Annotated in this window: 3 protein-coding genes; all 3 read left to right on the top strand. The window is 70.2% G+C overall.

The window, feature by feature from the left end:
- Positions 1 to 177: 177 nt before the first annotated feature.
- Positions 178 to 1,011, top strand: coding sequence for an aldo/keto reductase (locus tag GA0115259_RS36760; protein ID WP_176732780.1), 834 nt, complete (start codon positions 178 to 180; stop codon positions 1,009 to 1,011).
- Positions 1,012 to 1,187: 176 nt separating this feature from the next.
- Positions 1,188 to 2,636, top strand: a complete 1,449-nt coding sequence (locus GA0115259_RS36755; RefSeq protein WP_093604839.1) for an acyl-CoA synthetase — start codon at positions 1,188 to 1,190, stop codon at positions 2,634 to 2,636.
- Positions 2,629 to 2,972 (top strand): carboxyl transferase domain-containing protein (locus tag GA0115259_RS36750; protein WP_345941092.1); only part of this gene is annotated, 344 nt, incomplete at its 3' end. The genes GA0115259_RS36755 and GA0115259_RS36750, both read left to right, overlap by 8 nt.

Raw genomic sequence — 2,972 nt, 5'->3', positions numbered from 1 at the left:
AGCCGCCGCGGAGCCCGACCGGGCCGCCGCCGCCCGCCACTGAGCGCGGCGGGGACGACGTCGTTACGTTGGTAACGGTGTGTCCCACGCTCACGCGCCGCCTCACCGCTCGTAGCGGTCGTCTCTTCCCTCATGGAGAACCCGCGAGCACAGAACTCGCGAAGAAAAGGAACACCAATGACTTCCGTGACATCCGTCCCCGACGTCGTCCTCAACAACGGCGTCAAGATCCCTCAGCTCGGCTTCGGTGTCTTCCAGGTCGACGACGCGCAGACCACCGATGCCGTCCTGGCCGCCCTGGACGCGGGCTACCGCAGCATCGACACGGCGGCCGTGTACGGCAACGAGAAGGGCGTCGGCCGCGCCATCGCCTCGTCCGGAGTGCCCCGCGACGAGCTGTTCATCACCACCAAGCTGTGGAACGACCGGCAGGGATACGACTCGGCCCTTGCCGCGTTCGACACCAGTCTGGCCAAGCTCGGTCTGGACCGGGTGGATCTGTATCTCATCCACTGGCCCGCGCCGGCGCGCGACCGCTATGTCGACACCTGGCGCGCGCTGGAGAAGCTGCTCGCCGACGGGCGGGCGCGCGCCATCGGTGTGTCCAACTTCCAGCCCGCCCATCTCCAGCGGCTGCTGGACGAGACCGGGGTGGTCCCGGTCCTGAACCAGATCGAGCTGCACCCGGGACTCCAGCAGGCGGAGCTACGGGACTTCCACGCCCAGCACGACATCGCGACCGAGGCGTGGAGCCCGCTGGCGAAGGGCACGCTGCTCCAGGAGGAGGCGATCACCGAGATCGCCGGGCGGCACGAGAAGTCGCCCGCGCAGGTGGTGCTGCGCTGGCACATCCAGCTCGGGAATATCGTGATCCCCAAGTCCGTCACGCCCGCGCGTATCCGCGAGAACATCGATGTCTTCGACTTCGAACTCTCGCCCGGGGACATGGCCGCGATGGCCACGCTCGACCGTGGACTGCGCACGGGCCCGAACCCGGACACCTTCAACTGAGGACGGACCGGGCGCGGGCGGGCGGCGCACGATGTCGACAGTGAGCGTTTCTTCCGGCAGTTGATGGTGTACGGAGGGATCGTGGTGGCGGTGGTACCCGCCGCCGTCTGGCTTGTGCTGGTGGTGCCAGGCTTCGGATGACCGGTCAGACTTGTCGACACCAAGGAGAACGACGCGTGCCCCCTCTCTTCCCGGCCCTCGCCGCGCGCGCGGAGCGGCCCGCCCTGCGGTTCGGCGACCGTACCCTCACCCATGCCGAACTGGCCGACGCGGCGGGCTCCCTGGCCGTCCGGATCGCCGGTGCGCGACGGATCGCGGTCTGGGCCACGCCCACACTCGGGACGGCCATCGGTGTGGTGGCGGCGCTGCTGGCCGGAGTCCCTGTCGTACCGGTCAATCCGAGGAGCGGCGAGCGCGAACTGACCCATATCGTCTCGGACAGCGCCCCGGAACTGGTCGTCGCCGAACCGGGCGTGGTCCTTCCGCCGGCCCTCGCCGCGCTCGACCGGGTGGACGTAGAAGCGGGCGGCACGCCACCCGGGATGCCGACCGAGCCGTTCCCCGAGCGCGATCCGGAATCGCCCGCGCTGATCGTCTACACCTCAGGGACCACCGGACCGCCGAAGGGCGCCGTCCTGCCGCGCCGCGCGCTCGTCGCCACCCTGGACGCGCTGGAGGACGCCTGGCAGTGGACCGCCGACGACATCCTCGTCCACGCCCTGCCTCTCTTCCATGTGCACGGGCTGATCCTCGGCATTCTCGGTCCGCTGCGGCGCGGTGGATCGGTGCGCCATCTCGGCAGGTTCGACACCGAGGGCGTCACCCGTGAACTGTCCTCGGGCGCCACGATGCTGTTCGGCGTGCCGACGATGTATCACCGCATCGCCGAGGCGCTGCCCGGCGATCCCGCGCTCGCCAAGGCGCTGTCCGGCGCGCGGCTGCTGGTGTCCGGATCCGCCGCGCTGCCCGTCCACGACCATCAGCGGATCGCTGCGGCGACCGGCCGCCGGGTCATCGAGCGGTACGGCATGACGGAGACCTTGATGAACACCAGTGTGCGCGCGGACGGCGAGCCGCGCGCCGGTACGGTCGGAGTACCGCTGCGCGGTGTCGGACTGCGGCTGGTCGACGAGTCGGGAGACACCATCGAGGCGTACGACGGTGAGACGGTCGGCGAGATCCAGGTCCGTGGCGCGAATCTGTTCACGGAGTATCTGAACAGGCCCGACGCGACCGAGGCCGCCTTCACCGACAGCTGGTTCCGTACCGGGGACATGGCGATCCGCGATCCCGACGGCTATGTCCGTATCGTCGGCCGCAAGGCCACCGATCTGATCAAGAGCGGTGGTTACAAGATCGGCGCGGGTGAGATCGAGAACGTCCTGCTGGAGCATCCCGGGGTACGGGAGGCCGCCGTGACCGGCGAGCCCGACGCGGACCTCGGCGAGCGGATCGTCGCCTGGATCGTCCCGGCGCGTTCCGAAGCGCCGCCGTCCGCCGAGGAGTTGGCGGACCATGTGGCGGCGCAGCTCGCCGCGCACAAGCGACCGCGTACGGTGCGCTATCTGGACGCCCTGCCTCGCAACGACATGGGAAAGATCATAAAGCGGGCGCTCCATGACTGAGCGGCTGAGCGCGCGCGAGGCGATCGCCGCTGTCGTCGACGAGGGCGCGTTCCTCGAACTGCCCGCGCCGCGGGGCGTGTCCGCGCCGGACGGACCACTCGCCTGGGCAGGGTACGACGCGGCCCGCGCCCGTGCCGAGGAACGCACCGGCGAGCAGGAGTCCGTCGTCTGCGGCACCGGACGGATCGGCGCCGCCGAAGCGGTGCTGATCTCCTTCGAGTTCGGCTTTCTGGGCGGATCGCTCGGTGAGCGTACGGGCGACCGGCTGGAGGCCGCGTACACCCATGCACGGGAGCGGCGGCTCCCGGTCGTCTCGCTGATCGCCACCGGCGGCAG

Origin of the sequence: Streptomyces sp. MnatMP-M17 (assembly GCF_900091995.1) — a bacterium.
Classification (GTDB): domain Bacteria; phylum Actinomycetota; class Actinomycetes; order Streptomycetales; family Streptomycetaceae; genus Streptomyces.
The sequence above is the reverse complement of the archived record's forward strand: the minus strand, read 5'-3'. Positions and strand labels throughout refer to the sequence as shown.